General features: G+C 44.2%; 13 protein-coding genes and 2 tRNA genes. 1 reads left to right on the forward strand and 14 read right to left on the reverse strand.

Going from position 1 to position 13,960, the window contains the following annotated elements; translation table 11 throughout:
* Positions 1 to 243: 243 nt before the first annotated feature.
* From rpsO to rlmE, 13 genes are all read right to left on the reverse strand, one after another.
* Positions 244 to 513: a 30S ribosomal protein S15 gene (gene rpsO / locus BDD30_RS10395; protein ID WP_015836102.1), complete on the reverse strand. Its 270-nt coding sequence runs from the start codon at positions 511 to 513 to the stop codon at positions 244 to 246.
* 123 nt (positions 514 to 636) lie between these two features.
* Positions 637 to 1,584: a tRNA pseudouridine(55) synthase TruB gene (gene truB / locus BDD30_RS10400; RefSeq protein ID WP_015836103.1), complete on the reverse strand. Its 948-nt coding sequence runs from the start codon at positions 1,582 to 1,584 to the stop codon at positions 637 to 639.
* Positions 1,584 to 1,994: a 30S ribosome-binding factor RbfA gene (rbfA, locus tag BDD30_RS10405; protein ID WP_015836104.1), complete on the reverse strand. Its 411-nt coding sequence runs from the start codon at positions 1,992 to 1,994 to the stop codon at positions 1,584 to 1,586. The genes truB and rbfA overlap by 1 nt, the downstream gene beginning before the upstream one ends.
* 65 nt (positions 1,995 to 2,059) lie before the next feature.
* Positions 2,060 to 4,792 carry a translation initiation factor IF-2 gene (infB, locus tag BDD30_RS10410; RefSeq protein WP_015836105.1) on the reverse strand — a complete coding sequence of 911 codons (2,733 nt, stop codon included), beginning with the start codon at positions 4,790 to 4,792 and terminating at the stop codon, positions 2,060 to 2,062.
* 24 nt (positions 4,793 to 4,816) lie between these two features.
* Positions 4,817 to 6,325, reverse strand: coding sequence for a transcription termination factor NusA (gene nusA, locus BDD30_RS10415; protein WP_015836106.1), 1,509 nt, complete (start codon positions 6,323 to 6,325; stop codon positions 4,817 to 4,819).
* A 21-nt stretch (positions 6,326 to 6,346) separates the two neighbouring features.
* Positions 6,347 to 6,799 (reverse strand): ribosome maturation factor RimP, encoded by a 453-nt coding sequence (gene rimP / locus BDD30_RS10420; RefSeq protein ID WP_041382516.1) that lies wholly within the window; start codon positions 6,797 to 6,799, stop codon positions 6,347 to 6,349.
* A gap of 214 nt (positions 6,800 to 7,013) precedes the next feature.
* Positions 7,014 to 7,090, reverse strand: a tRNA-Met gene (locus tag BDD30_RS10425).
* 58 nt (positions 7,091 to 7,148) lie between these two features.
* Positions 7,149 to 7,237, reverse strand: a tRNA-Leu gene (locus BDD30_RS10430).
* A 56-nt stretch (positions 7,238 to 7,293) separates the two neighbouring features.
* The gene (gene secG / locus BDD30_RS10435) at positions 7,294 to 7,638 is read right to left on the reverse strand and encodes a preprotein translocase subunit SecG (RefSeq protein ID WP_015836108.1); all 345 of its coding nucleotides are present in this window, start codon (positions 7,636 to 7,638) and stop codon (positions 7,294 to 7,296) included.
* A gap of 176 nt (positions 7,639 to 7,814) precedes the next feature.
* Positions 7,815 to 9,152 carry a phosphoglucosamine mutase gene (gene glmM, locus BDD30_RS10440; RefSeq protein ID WP_015836109.1) on the reverse strand — a complete coding sequence of 446 codons (1,338 nt, stop codon included), beginning with the start codon at positions 9,150 to 9,152 and terminating at the stop codon, positions 7,815 to 7,817.
* Positions 9,145 to 9,993 carry a dihydropteroate synthase gene (folP, locus tag BDD30_RS10445; protein ID WP_015836110.1) on the reverse strand — a complete coding sequence of 283 codons (849 nt, stop codon included), beginning with the start codon at positions 9,991 to 9,993 and terminating at the stop codon, positions 9,145 to 9,147. The genes glmM and folP overlap by 8 nt, the downstream gene beginning before the upstream one ends.
* 77 nt (positions 9,994 to 10,070) lie before the next feature.
* Positions 10,071 to 12,032: an ATP-dependent zinc metalloprotease FtsH gene (gene ftsH / locus BDD30_RS10450; RefSeq protein WP_015836111.1), complete on the reverse strand. Its 1,962-nt coding sequence runs from the start codon at positions 12,030 to 12,032 to the stop codon at positions 10,071 to 10,073.
* 48 nt (positions 12,033 to 12,080) lie between these two features.
* Entirely contained in the window at positions 12,081 to 12,710 is a 630-nt protein-coding gene (gene rlmE / locus BDD30_RS10455; RefSeq protein ID WP_015836112.1) for a 23S rRNA (uridine(2552)-2'-O)-methyltransferase RlmE, read from the reverse strand.
* A 135-nt stretch (positions 12,711 to 12,845) separates the two neighbouring features.
* On the opposite strand from rlmE, the gene yhbY reads away from it, so the two are divergent.
* A complete protein-coding gene (gene yhbY, locus BDD30_RS10460) occupies positions 12,846 to 13,139 on the forward strand; it encodes a ribosome assembly RNA-binding protein YhbY (protein ID WP_015836113.1) in 294 nt (97 codons plus the stop codon).
* Between the two features lie 134 nt (positions 13,140 to 13,273).
* On the opposite strand, the gene greA is transcribed toward yhbY, so the two are convergent.
* Positions 13,274 to 13,750 (reverse strand): transcription elongation factor GreA, encoded by a 477-nt coding sequence (greA, locus tag BDD30_RS10465; protein WP_015836114.1) that lies wholly within the window; start codon positions 13,748 to 13,750, stop codon positions 13,274 to 13,276.
* Between the last annotated feature and the right edge of the window lie 210 nt (positions 13,751 to 13,960).

The raw sequence follows: 13,960 nt of genomic DNA on the forward strand, positions 1-13,960 counted from the left end.
AATATCCTTTCGTTAACGTTGCCTTTGATATTTAGCAGACAACAATGAATGATCTCTTCATGCCACATCCTCGCGACTAATGACAGAACTTACCCCCTTAAGTACTCTCATTAGCCGCGCGAACCTCTGTAACCGAAGAGCCTTACCAAAAACCACCATCAGCATTCTTATGCTGTTACATAATGATGGCTTTTCAGAAGAAAAGGGGCCATATATGGCCCCTTTCCACTGAAACTTGCTTGATTAGCGACGCAGGCCGAGACGCCCAATCAGCGCAGTGTAACTTGTTACATTTTTACGCTTCAGATAGTCCAGCAATTTACGGCGCTGAGAAACCATACGCAGCAGACCACGACGGCTGTGGTGATCTTTTTTATGCTCTGAAAAATGACCTTGCAAGTGATTAATCTGCGCAGTCAGCAGAGCAATCTGTACTTCACTAGAACCGCTGTCATTCGCATCACGACCAAATTCAGCAATAATTTGCGCTTTTGCTTCAGTACTTAGAGACATATTACAACTCCAAAAATATATAAATTAAAATCACAGGTGCCGATCTCTAATTCAGCCGCCCAACATATAGCTGCGCCATTCTACGCCGCAAATAAGTTAAGCGCAAGATAACCCCCAAATACCCTAGTCCCTGCTTTCAACAACCAAACGACGGGGAGCGACAAGACCATCATCATTAATAGCAGCAATGCCGATGAATTTCCTTTCATCACCTTCAGTTACACGCACCATACTTTCAACCAGAGCCGAAGATTTTGCACTTCGCACAGCTTGACCTTGTTTGAAATAAGACGCAACGACAGGAAGTAAATTAACTTCAGGAAAATGAGCAACTGCACTATCCATTGGCAATAACAATGGATCAATTAATTCTCCCACAGGTATTTCCCGATCTTCAGCCTGATTTTGCAATTCATATAATTGCTCAAGTGTCACCATTCGATCATTTGGGTAATTTGCTACCTGTAAACGGCGTAAATAAATAACGTGAGCACCACAACCTAATAACTCGCCTAAGTCATCAATAATAGTACGAATATAAGTTCCTTTCGAACAATGTATCTCCAATTCCAGCTCATCCTCTACCCAACGGATAAACTGTAATTCATAAACCGTAATTGGCCGAGCTTCTCGTTCTACTTCAATACCCTGACGGGCATATTCATACAGTGGTTTCCCCTGATGTTTCAGTGCAGAATACATAGAGGGAATTTGCATGGTATTACCACGAAATTTATTCAAAGCTGTATCAAGTTGTGCCTGATTTAACAGGATTGCTCTTTCACTGATGATTTGCCCATGTGAATCAGATGTGTCAGTTCGCTGACCAAGGCGGGCTACCACCCGGTAACGCTTGTCGGAATCAAGTAAGAACTGGGAAAATTTAGTCGCTTCACCGAGGCAAACCGGCAGCATACCCGTTGCCAATGGGTCCAACGCACCAGTGTGACCAGCCTTGCTGGCATTGAAAATACGTTTTACTTTTTGCAGTGCATCATTAGAAGAAATGTCTTGCGGCTTATCCAGTAACAGCACACCATGTATATCGCGACCGCGACGACGACGCCCCATTAGTTCTCCTCTTTGTGATCCGCAGAAGCCCGACGTTGTTCATCATCCTTAACGACATTCGTGACCAGATTCGACATTCTCATCCCCTCTACCAAGGAATTGTCATAGGAGAATGTCAATTCTGGTACAACACGTAAACGCATTGCTTTACCTAGCAGAGAGCGAATAAAACCAGAAGCTTCACCCAACGCCTTAATACCGTTTTTCACCACATCAGAATCATGCTCTTCAGTCAGCACATTTAGAAAAGTGACGAAAACTTTGGCGTAAGCCAAATCACGTGAAACTTCAACACCAGAAACAGTTGCCATACCGATCCGTGGATCTTTTACTTCTCGCTGCAAAATGATAGCAATTTCTTTTTGCATTTCCTGCGCAACACGCTGAGTACGACTGAATTCTCTTGCCATTGTTGTATCTCCTGACATTTGGGGGGCCTAAGCCCCCCAACAATGAAATTAACCAGCGGTAGGAATTAAGCGATAGAACGTTTAACTTCAATTATTTCAAATACTTCTATCATGTCACCAACACGAACATCATTGTAGTTCTTGACACCGATACCACATTCCATACCGTTACGGACTTCGTTAACATCATCTTTAAAGCGGCGCAGGGATTCCAATTCACCTTCATAAATTACCACGTTATCACGCAATACGCGGATCGGGTTATTACGCTTAATGGTACCTTCAGTCACCATACAACCTGCAATTGCACCGAATTTCGGTGACTTAAACACATCACGAACTTCTGCAAGGCCCATGATCTGTTGTTTATATTCAGGTGCCAGCATACCACTCATTGCCTGTTTAACTTCATCAATCAAGCTATAGATGACAGAGTAATAACGAAGATCCAGGTTTTCATTTTCAACGACACGGCGCGCAGAAGCATCAGCTCGAACGTTGAAACCTAGAATAATTGCATTAGAAGCAGCAGCCAGTGTAGCGTCAGTTTCAGTAATACCACCTACGCCAGAACCGATAATTTTCACTTTCACTTCATTGGTAGACAGTTGTTCCAATGCTTCGCGAATCGCTTCACATGACCCCTGAACGTCAGATTTCAGAACGATATTCAATTCAGAAACTTCCCCTTCTTCCATGTTAGCAAACATGTTTTCCAGTTTAGATTTCTGTTGACGAGCCAGTTTCACTTCACGGAATTTACCCTGACGATACAAAGCCACCTCGCGGGCTTTTTTCTCGTCACGTACAACGGTTGCTTCATCACCAGCCGCAGGTACGTTGGACAAACCAAGGATTTCCACAGGAATAGATGGACCTGCGGAGAATATTTCACGACCCAACTCATCACGCATTGCGCGAACTCGCCCATACTCAAAACCACAAAGTACAATATCACCTTTGTTCAAAGTACCTTCTTGAACCAGTACTGTCGCGACTGGGCCACGACCTTTGTCCAAGAATGACTCGATAACAACACCGCTGGCCATACCAGAACGAACAGCGTTCAGTTCAAGAACTTCAGCCTGTAATAAGATTGCGTCTAACAGCTCATCAATACCGATACCTGCTTTAGCAGATACATTGATAAACTGAGTTTCACCGCCCCACTCTTCAGGCTGAACACCGTGCTGAGAAAGTTCGTTTTTAACACGATCTGGATCGGCTTCTGGTTTATCAATTTTATTAACTGCAACAACCACAGGAACATTCGCTGCTTTTGCATGTTGGATAGCTTCAATCGTCTGAGGCATCACACCATCATCAGCAGCAACAACCAGAACTACAATATCAGTAGCTTTCGCACCACGTGCACGCATTGAAGTAAACGCAGCATGTCCCGGGGTATCCAGGAAAGTAATCATGCCACTTTCAGTCTCAACATGGTAAGCACCGATATGCTGGGTAATCCCACCAGCCTCACCAGAAGCAACTTTCGTAGAACGAATATAATCCAGAAGAGAAGTTTTACCGTGGTCAACATGGCCCATGATGGTAACAACCGGTGCTCGAGGTTCTGCTACAGCTTCACCTGTATCACGGTCGCTCATCAGCGCCTCTTCTAACTCATTCTCACGACGAAGGATAACCTTATGGCCCATTTCTTCAGCAACCAGTTGAGCTGTTTCCTGATCAATCACCTGGTTGATAGTTGCCATTGCCCCCATTTTCATCATGACTTTGATGACCTGAGAACCTTTAACCGCCATTTTGTTAGCCAGCTCAGCAACAGTAATAGTTTCACCAATCACAACATCACGGTTAACCGCTGCTACCGGCTTATTGAAGCTCTGTTGTAATGTACTGGTTTTACGCTGTTTGCCTTTTGTACGGCCAACTGCACGGGCTTCCTCACGATCGGCTTTAGATTCTGAATGTTTATTATTTTTCTTCTGGCGAGTAGTTTTACCACTACGACTGCGAGTACGACGATCACCTTCAACTTTGGCATCGTTTTCATCTTCTGCAGCACGGGCGTGGCGAGAGGTAGTCATATGATAATCATCGTTATCGCTGGAATCTGAATCATTTAACCATTTATCCTGATTCTCCTCAGCCATACGACGAGCTTCCTCAGCAACGCGCCTAGCTTCCTCTTCTACCTTACGGCGCATCTCTTCTTCTGCTTTACGCTTCAGGTCAGCAGCTTCTGCTTCACGACGCGCTTTTTCATTTTGGACTGTTTTATCAGTCTGAGCTGGTTTTTGTCTATGTTCGGTATGTTGATTGGTCACTTTTTCATTTTCCGCTGCCTGGCGCTTAGCTTTTTCAGCCGCTTCACGTTTGGCTTTTTCCTCTGCCTCACGTTTAGCCTGATCTTCAGCGAGTTTCTTCACTGCAGCTTCTTCGGCTTCGCGTTGCGCTTTTTCTTCTGCTTCACGCCGTGCTTGCTCTTCCGCTTCACGCTTCGCCTGTTCTTCCGCTTTAGCCTGTTCAATTGCATCGCGGTTCACATATGTGCGCTTTTTGCGGACCTCAACGGCTACCGGTTTACTTTTACCATCGGTGCCTGAAACATTCAGTGTACTACGTGTTTTACGCTGTAATGTTAATTTATCAGGTTTACCAGCTAAACCACCTTGTTCGCGGTTCAAATGTGCCAGTAAAGCTTCTTTTTCTTTCTGGGAAACAAAATCAGCTTCGGTTTTTTTAATCCCTGCATCAGCAAATTGCTGTACCAGGCGATCAACCGATGTCTGGATCTCTTCTGCCAGTGATTTTACAGTTACATCTGTCATACTGTTCCTTCCTGCTACAGTTTATTACGCATCATCGCCAAACCAACAGATATTGCGGGCAGCCATGATAAGCTCGCCTGCTTTCTCATCATTCAAACCTTCAATATCAGATAGGTCGTCGATACCCTGCTCGGCAAGATCTTCCAGCGTACAGATGCCACAGGCAGCCAGGTCAAATGCCAAAGTGCGGTTCATGCCAGTCAGATTTAACAACTCTTCAGTTGGTTGTTTATCACTGAGGCTTTCTTTCTGAGCCAGTTCCAGAGTAGTTAAAGCAGCTTTCGCACGTTCACGCAGGACTTCGATAGTTTCCTCATCAAGACCCTCAATTTCCAGAAGCTCATTAATTGGTACATAAGCCAATTCTTCCAAAGTTGAGAAACCTTCCTCGACCAGAACGGTAGCGAACTCTTCATCAATATCGAGATGCTTAGTGAATATATCAATAGAAGCATGAGCTTCTGCCTGATGTTTTGCTTGCAACTCATCAGCAGTCATGACATTCAATTCCCATTTGTCATCACCGCGGTGTTTTTTCAACAACTGAGCAGCCAGGCGTACATTTTGGCCATTACGGCCAATAGCCTGAGCTAAGTTGTTGCTTTCAACGGCAACATCCATCGTACATTTATCTTCATCAACAACAATAGATGCAACATCAGCCGGAGCCATAGCATTAATTACGAATTGAGCAGGATTATCATCCCACAGTACGATATCAATTCGTTCGCCGCCCAGCTCGCTGGAAACAGCTTGTACTCGCGCCCCACGCATACCAACACAAGCACCAACTGGATCGATACGTTTGTCGTTAGTTTTTACTGCGATTTTAGCGCGAGAGCCTGGATCACGGGCGGCAGCTTTAATTTCGATAAGCTCCTCGCCAATTTCCGGAACCTCGATACGGAACAGTTCAACCAACATTTCCGGGCGGGAACGGCTGACAAACAATTGCGCACCTCGTGCTTCAGGGCGAACATCATACAGTACACCACGCACGCGGTCACCTGGACGGAAATTTTCCCTTGGTAACATATCCTCACGAAGGATAACTGCTTCAGCATTATTGCCCAAATCAAGAGTGATATTCTCACGATTTACTTTCTTAACCACACTGGTGATGATCTCACCTTGCTGTTCACGAAACTGGTCAACAACCATAGCGCGTTCAGCTTCACGTACTTTCTGTACGATAACTTGTTTAGCTGTCTGTGTTGTAATACGATCAAACGTTACTGATTCAATTTGATCTTCGGTATAACTACCCAAAGTGATTTCAGGTTCTTCAAATCTAGCCGCTTCCAGTGTAATTTCACGCGTCGGCTGAGTCACTTCTTCAACAACTAGCCAACGGCGGAAGGTATCAAAATCGCCAGATTTACGATCAATACTGACACGAACATCAATATCTTGTTCATATTTTTTCTTGGTGGCTGTGGCCAGTGCTGTTTCCAGCGCCTCGAAGATTTTTTCGCGTGGAAGGGATTTTTCGTTGGAAACCGCTTCCACAACAGCCAGAATTTCTTTATTCATCCTAGTTGCCTCATCCGAACTTTAAAAGTGGGGTACCAGGTTCGCTTTCTGGATGTTGCTCAGTGCGAACACTTCATCTTTTCCATCCACCGTAACCGTGATCATTTCGCCGTCGACAGTTTTGATAACACCCAGCCATTTCCGACGGTTTTGCATTGCTAGACGTAAAACCAGACTGACTTCCTCACCAATAAAACGCTGGTAATGTTCAGCAGTGAACAACGGACGCTCCAAGCCAGGTGAAGAAATTTCCAGGTTATAAAGCACTGAGATAGGATCTTCGACATCCAATACCGCACTGACCTGGTGGCTAACATCAGCACAATCATCAACAGTGATACCATTCTCACTATCAATATAGATCCGCAGTGTAGAAACACGCGCACGAATAAACTCTAAGCCGACTAATTCAAAGCCTAAAGCTTCAACTGGTGCTGAAATCATCGCTGTTAATTTTTGTTCTAATGTGGACAAGCCCACCCCCAAGACATAAAAAAAGGGCTTATTAGCCCAGTAGTTCTGTTGTCAAATAACAAAAAACCCCGAAATTCGGGGCTTTATGCAACTGGACCCTGTTTGCTGCCAGTGGCTTCAACCACTCACTTCATGCACCTTTCAAATCAGGATCAATATCTTAAATATTGCTGAATTATTTCATTCAAAAAGGTGCATCTTATTCGTTAAGAAGTGGTTGCGGGAGCCGGATTTGAACCGACGACCTTCGGGTTATGAGCCCGACGAGCTACCATGCTGCTCCATCCCGCGTTCGAAAACGTGGCAAATATTACGCCGATAACCGCAAAAACGCAAGTTATCTGAATAATGGTACCGAGGACGGGACTTGAACCCGTAAGCCCTAGTGTGGGCACTACCACCTCAAGGTAGCGTGTCTACCAATTTCACCACCTCGGCACTGATATGAGGCCATCTACCTAAACTGACAACCCCACCTTAATTCTTCGTGACGATTACTGAGGAATGTCACTATTTGGTGTTGGTGCTGCTGGCGCTGTCGGAACTTCTGTTGATTTCTCGACTTTAGCAGGCTCACCAATATTTTCCCACTTACTACTCGTACCAGTTTGGTTACTAGTCATATTACCGAGCACTAGACTAATAATGAAAAACAGAGCGGCAAAAATCGCCGTCATGCGGGTCATAAAGTTACCCGAACCCGACGAACCAAACAGTGTTGCAGACGCACCCGCACCAAAGGAAGCACCCATATCAGCACCTTTACCCTGCTGTAGCATGACTAAGGCAATCAGCCCGATAGCTACTAGCAAGAAAACAATTAAAAGAGCTTCATACATATGTTGTACCTGTGTCCTCGTGGGGTTTACCACAATCTACGTGGTTACCTTAATACTGATCACCCACTCAAACAGATTAATCACCTGACTGAGTGGGTCTGAATACTAACCAAACCACATCTGATACGCAAGGTTAATTTCAATAATCAGAATCACTTGAAGAAAAAAACAACAAATTAACCTGCGTGTTTCACTGCATCAGCAATACGATGCGCCAACGCAGTTACCTGCTCATTATCTTCACCTTCTACCATGACACGAATTAATGGCTCAGTACCAGACTTACGTAACAATACCCGTCCACAACCATTTAATTCAGCTTCAACAGACTTGGTAACATTAATTACATTTTCTGATTGAAGTGGATCATATGAGCCGGAGAAACGAACATTTACCAACACCTGTGGTAAAAGTTTCATACCACTACACAAATCATGCAAGTTCATATGGTTGCGTACCATTGCACTCAGGACCTGAAGGCCAGCAACAATGCCATCACCTGTAGTCGTTTTATCAAGTAGGATAATATGACCAGAGTTTTCTGCACCTAAGCGCCAGCCTTCTTCCTGTAGTTTTTCCAGTACATATCGGTCCCCCACTTTAGCACGCAAGAATGGGATACCAAGCTGTTTCAATGCCAACTCTAATCCCATATTACTCATCAACGTGCCAACAACACCACCACGCAATTGTCCCTGTCTCAACGCTTCACGAGCAATAATATAAAGGATCTGGTCGCCATCAACTTTCTGCCCTAAATGGTCAACCATAATAACGCGATCACCATCACCGTCGAATGCCAAACCAACGTCTGCTTTCTCCTCAACAACACGTTGCTGCAACAAACGGACATCGGTAGCACCACATTTTTCGTTAATATTAATACCGTTTGGCTCGCAGCCAATCGTCACAACGTTAGCCCCCAATTCTCTAAGTACATTTGGAGCAATGTGATAAGTCGCACCATTAGCGCAATCAAGTACAATTTTCAATCCATTGAGACTTTGCTCACTTGGAAATGTGCCTTTACAGAATTCAATATAGCGACCTGCCGCATCGACAATACGGTTTGCACGCCCCAATTCAGCAGATTCTACGCAAGTCAGGGATTTTTCCATTTCCGCTTCGATAGCTTCTTCCACATCATCTGGCAGTTTTGTGCCGTCGATAGAGAAGAATTTAATACCATTATCGTAATAAGGGTTATGAGAAGCAGAGATAACAATTCCCGCTTCAGCACGGAAAGTACGGGTCAGGTAAGCAACAGCAGGTGTTGGCATAGGGCCAGTGAATGAAGCAGACAAACCAGCCGCCGCCAAACCCGCCTCTAAAGAAGACTCCAACATATAGCCAGAAATACGGGTATCCTTACCGATAATGATCTTACGAGAACCATGACGGGCCAATACCTTACCTGCCGCCCAACCGAGCTTTAACACAAAATCCGGTGTAATCGGACTGTCACCCACTTTGCCACGGATGCCATCAGTGCCAAAATATTTACGATTACTCATAATTTTTCTCTTCCTTTGCTGAAAGTGTTGCTTCGACAATTCGCATTGCCTGCACGGTTTCTCTAACGTCATGTACCCGGATAATCTGCGCTCCTTGCATAGCAGCAATAACAGCACAGGCCACACTACCGGCAACCCTTTCTTGTGGCGGTACATTAAGTAATTGACCTATCATAGACTTACGAGACATTCCTGCTAGCACAGGCAAGCCAAATTGATGAAATTCATTTAAATGCGCTAATAATTGATAATTATGTGTCAAGCTCTTACCAAAACCGAAGCCCGGATCAATAATAAGCTTATTTTTTCCTATCCCTGCCGCAACACAACGTTCAATTTGTTTAGTAAAAAATTGTTTCACTTCACTTAATACGTTTTCATAATGTGGCGCATCCTGCATAGTCCGTGGCTGCCCCTTCATATGCATCAAACAAATAGGTAAGCCAGATTGAGCAGCACTTTCTAAGGCACCAGGCTCCCGCAATGAACGAATATCATTAATCAAACAAGCACCGGCTTTTGCCGATTCACTCATAACCAATGCTTTTGATGTATCAACAGAAATCCAGATATCAAAGCGCTGAGCTAAAGCTTCAACAATCGGTACAACCCGATCTACTTCTTCCTGTTCACTGATTTCATCAGCGCCAGGACGAGTAGATTCTCCGCCGATATCAATGATCGCAGCTCCTTCAGTAATCATTTTTTCCACATGTCGTAAGGCCATATCAAAAGTATTGTAAGCACCACCATCAGAGAATGAATCTGGAGTAACATTCAAAATGCCCATCACTTGTGGACAAGAAAGATCGAGAACACTATTTCTGGCTATGAGTTGCATTTTGGTCCACCTTTAATGTCAAAACCCCAGGGTTTACCTGGGGTTTGAGGAGTATATCTACCAGACTCAGGGAACAATTACCGATCATTGCTTCCTGGTTTCCCTGACTGTTCTCCACCTTGTACCGATGTATCGACATCACCAGTTGATTTTACAGGCTGTAACGGAGATGTATTATCTGCTGGACGGCTGCTATTGTTGCTACCATTACCATTTTCCCATCCTGCCGGTGGGCGCACATTTGTGCGATTCATTAAATCGTCAATCTGAGGTGCATCAATGGTTTCATACTTCATCAATGCATCTTTCATTGAATGCAGGATATCAAGGTTATCCATCAGAATCTGGCGGGCACGTTGATAATTATTATCAACAATTGCCTTAACTTCCTGATCAATCAAACGAGCTGTTTCATCAGACATATGTTTAGCTTTAGCAACTGAACGCCCGAGGAATACTTCACCTTCTTCCTCCGCATAAAGCAATGGACCAAGTCTTTCCGAGAATCCCCACTGCGTCACCATGTTTCGGGCAATTGAGGTCGCGACTTTGATATCGTTAGATGCACCAGTAGAAACATTGTCCGGACCGTAAATAATCTCTTCTGCCAAACGCCCACCGTACAAGGTTGAAATCTGACTTTCCAGTTTCTGACGGCTGGCACTAATCTGATCACCTTCCGGCAAGAAGAACGTCACACCCAAAGCTCGGCCACGCGGAATAATGGTAACTTTATGAACTGGGTCATGCTCAGGAACCAGACGACCGATAATCGCATGGCCTGCCTCATGATAAGCAGTTGATTCTTTTTGCTCTTCCGTCATCACCATGGAGCGACGTTCCGCACCCATCATGATTTTGTCTTTCGCTTTTTCGAATTCAACCATAGAAACCACACGTCTGTTGCCACGAGCAGCAAACAAAGCAGCTTCATTTACCAAATTCGCCAAATCAGCACCAGAAAATCCTGGAGTACCACGAGCAATGACCGAAGCATCAACATCAGTATCCAGAGGAACACGACGCATATGAACTTTTAAAATCTGCTCACGACCACGTACATCTGGCAGACCAACAACAACCTGGCGGTCAAAACGGCCAGGACGCAGTAACGCCGGATCAAGTACGTCAGGACGGTTAGTCGCAGCAATAACAATAATACCTTCGTTACCTTCAAAACCATCCATCTCAACCAGCATCTGGTTTAAAGTCTGCTCACGCTCATCGTGGCCTCCCCCCAAACCAGCACCACGCTGACGACCTACGGCATCAATCTCATCGATAAAGATGATACAAGGTGCGGCTTTCTTCGCTTGTTCGAACATATCACGAACACGGGATGCACCAACACCGACAAACATTTCAACAAAGTCAGAACCAGAGATAGTAAAGAACGGAACCTTCGCCTCACCAGCAATTGCCTTTGCCAGCAAGGTCTTACCAGTACCTGGTGGCCCGACCATCAGAATACCTTTTGGAATTTTCCCACCCAATTTCTGGAAACGGCCTGGTTCACGTAGGTATTCCACCAACTCACCAACCTCTTCTTTCGCTTCGTCACAACCAGCAACATCCGCAAAAGTGGTTTTAATCTGGTCTTCTGTCAGCATACGAGCTTTGCTTTTACCAAATGACATTGCTCCTTTACCACCACCACCTTGCATCTGGCGCATAAAGAAAATCCAGACCCCGATAAGCAGCAACATCGGGAACCAAGAAATAAAAATAGAAGTAAGCAAGCTTGGTTCTTCCGGCGGCTCACCAACTACTTTCACATTCTTATTTAGTAAGGTATCTAACAACTTTTCATCCTGTACTGGCAGGTAAGTGGTATATCTGCTGTTATCTTTCTTACTAACATTAATCTCACGACCTGAGATACGAACTTCGCGCACCTGATCCTGGGCTAACTCATTGATGAAGGTAGAGTAATCCACCCTACGACTATTAGAATCGCTGGGGCCAAAACTCTGGAATAACGACATCAGCACAACTGCGATAACTAACCAGAGAATCAGGTTTTTCGCCATGTCACTCAAGGGATTAACCTCATATTACAACTGTGTTAACAAATAGCATTCAGGGTACTACAGTTTCCGCCCTGTCGCTACAATGTATACTTCACGCGATCGTGCCCGCGAAGCGTCTGGCTTACGAATTTTTACATTCGTAAACAGGGAGCGAATTTCCCTCAGGTATTCATCAAAGCCTTCTCCCTGAAATACTTTGACAATGAAACTCCCCCCGGGGGCCAGCACATCACGACACATATCCAACGCCAATTCAACCAGATACATGGATCGAGGAATATCGACCGCAGGTGTTCCGCTCATATTGGGTGCCATATCCGACATGACTACCTGGACTTTATTATCACCTACTCGCTCAAGCAATGTTTTCAATACAAGTTCATCACGAAAATCACCCTGAAGGAAATCGACTCCAACAATGGGATCCATCGGTAAAAGATCACAGGCAATTACCCGCCCATTTTCATTAATTTGACTCACTGCGTACTGAGACCATCCACCAGGGGCTGCACCTAAATCGACAACGGTCATGCCAGGCTTAAAAATTTTGTCACTTTGTTGAATTTCATCAAGTTTAAACCAAGCACGAGAACGAAGCCCTTTTTTCTGTGCCTGAAGAACATATTTATCACTAAAGTGTTCTTGTAACCAGCGACTGGAACTTGCCGAACGTTTTTTATTGGCCATTGTCCTTTCCAACTATACTAATAAAGAGCCAGACATCTATTGCTCGACATACCAAACACAACACACTATTTATGGTGATAGATATGAGATGGCGGTAGAATGTCCCGTTTTCAATCCTAACTAAGCAAAAAAACAATGACTCTTAACAAAAAACAAGTGCAACACCTAAAAAGTCTCGCTCACCCGTTAAAACCTGTCGTCATGATTGGAAACAACGGTCTGACTGAAGGCGTGTTGGCTGAAATTGAACAAACGCTGGCACACCATGAGCTTATCAAAGTCAAAATCGCAGGCGAAGATCGTGAAATCAAAAATTTGATCGCCGATGCAATTGTCCGTGAGACCGGCGCATATAATGTGCAAATTATCGGAAAAACTCTGGTTCTTTACCGCCAATCGGAAGAGCGCAGAATTATTTTACCGAAATAATCAAATCACATTTATATAAAAATGCCATGCGCATTATTATGATAAAAAAGGCCGCTTCTGGCCTTTTTTACTTTCTATACATCTAGTGTAACTTTACCTAACGAAAATCGACAGCAACAAGCTGATCCTAAAGTTTAAATATATTCAACTTTCAAGATTTCATATTCAACTTCACCACCAGGAGTCTTGATAGTGACAATGTCATCAACTTCTTTACCAATCAAGCCACGAGCAATCGGTGAATTCACGGAAATTAAATTTTCTTTAATATCAGCCTCATCATCACCCACAATCCGGTAAGTCTGCTCTTCATCAGTGTTTACATTCAAAGCTGTAACTGTAGCACCAAAAATAACACGTCCAGTCTTGGGCATTTTTGTGACATCAATCACTTGTGCATTAGAAAGCTTAGCTTCAATTTCCTGGATACGACCTTCGCAGAAACCTTGTTGTTCACGAGCTGCATGATATTCAGCATTTTCTTTCAGATCACCATGTTCACGCGCTTCAGCAATGTCTGAAATAATTTTTGGACGGCGTACGTTTTTCAGATAATCTAACTCTTCACGCAACTTATCCGCGCCACGTACCGTCATTGGAATCTGTTTCATTATATTAATCCTCTAAATCTTTCCTGAGCAAAAACCAAGCATCATCCTGATGTTTTCAGATAACAGCACAATGCGCACGCCTTGTCGGGCGAGCTTCCAGACAATAAACAATCATGTAAACTACAGAGTTACCCAAAGTTCACAATCATTTCTACATATTAATGTATCATTCTAACGTAGACTTGGTGATGGGTCATCGTTTACTTTTCC

Origin of the sequence: Photorhabdus asymbiotica (genome assembly GCF_003634575.1) — a bacterium.
GTDB classification, from domain to species: Bacteria; Pseudomonadota; Gammaproteobacteria; order Enterobacterales; family Enterobacteriaceae; genus Photorhabdus; species Photorhabdus asymbiotica.